Origin of the sequence: Dietzia sp. DQ11-71 (assembly GCF_014144995.1) — a bacterium.
In the GTDB taxonomy this organism is placed as follows: Bacteria; Actinomycetota; Actinomycetes; order Mycobacteriales; family Mycobacteriaceae; genus Dietzia; species Dietzia kunjamensis.
This window is the reverse complement of record NZ_JAALDT010000372.1, coordinates 1-1,352: the sequence shown is the minus strand read 5'-3', so window position 1 is coordinate 1,352 and position 1,352 is coordinate 1. Positions and strand designations below refer to the sequence as shown.

At 71.8% G+C, this 1,352-nt stretch carries 1 protein-coding gene; it reads left to right on the top strand.

Annotation, left to right across the window (positions count from 1 at the left end; translation table 11 throughout):
* Positions 1–1,352, top strand: a 1,352-nt coding sequence (locus G6023_RS12835; RefSeq protein WP_182635863.1) for an acyltransferase domain-containing protein, incomplete at both ends; no start/stop codon positions are given.

Here is a 1,352-nt window from a genome sequence, read left to right as displayed (position 1 = left end):
CGGAGCCGTCGTGGGCCACACCCGCGATGAGCTCGTGGCGGGCCTGCGCGCGCTGGCCGCCGGCGACCCCGGTCCCGGCGTGTTCAGCGCCGACGCCCCCGCCGGCACCGGCGACGTGTGGGTGTTCTCCGGCTTCGGGTCCCAGCACCGGAAGATGGCCAAGGAGCTCTACCTGTCCAACCCGCTGTTCGCCTCGTGCCTGGACGCGGTGGACGAGCTCATCGACTTCGAGGCCGGCTACCGGATCGCGGAGTTGATCCTCGATGACTCACAGACGTACGAGCTGGAGAACTCCCAGGTCGGGATCTTCGCCATCCAGGTGGCGCTGGTCGACACCCTGCGCGCGCTCGGGGCCAAGCCCGAGGCCGTGATCGGGCATTCGATGGGTGAGGTGGCCGCGGCCTACGCGACCGGTGGCCTCGGCCTCGAGGACGCCGTCCGCGTGATCTGCGTGCGCTCGCGTCTCATGGGCGACGCCGAGGGGCAGGTCTCGGAGGATGAGGCCGGCGCGATGGCGCTGGTCGAGTACTCGGCCGAGGAGATCGCGCAGATCATCGCCGACAACCCGCAGTTCGCCTCCATCGAGCCCGCCGTCTACGCCGCGCCCACCCACACCACGGTCGGCGGCCGTGCCAAGCCCGTCGCCGACTTCGTCGCGTGGGTCGAGGAGCAGGGCAAGTTCGCCCGCCAGCTGCAGGTCCGCGGCGCCGGCCACACCTCGGACGTGGACATGCTCCTCGGTGAGCTGGCCGCGGAGATCGCGGGTCTCGAGCCGCGCGAGCTCACCTCCGGCCTGTTCTCCTCCGTCGACCGCGAGACCTTCTACCGCGCCGGTCACGAGCCGGTCCACGCGGAGGAGTACTGGGTCAAGGGCATGCGGCACTCCGTGTGGTTCACCCACGCCGTACGCAAGGCCGTCGACGCCGGGTACGTGACGTTCCTCGAGCTGGCCCCCAACCCGGTGGCCGCGATGTCGGTGGCCGCGACGTGCTTCGACGCCGGCCTCATGGAGCCCAACCTGCTCCATGCGCTCAAGCGCAAGGAGTCCGAGGCCGACACGCTCCTGCACGCCGTCGCGCAGCTGTACGTGCACGGTCACACCATCGACGTGCCCAGCGTCGTGGAGATGATCCACGGCTACGTCACGGGCCCCGGCCGGTACGCGCCGGTGCCGGGGACTGCGTGGAAGCGCCGCACCCTGTGGCCCAAGGTCACCGCCGGGGGCGGGTCGGGCGAGGGCCGGATGCCGGGCTCGCACGTCGCGCTGCCCGACGGTCGCCACGCGTGGCAGGTCCGTGCCGAGGTGGTGCCCAGCGTCGACGCGCTGATGACCGCCGCCGCGGCACGGACCT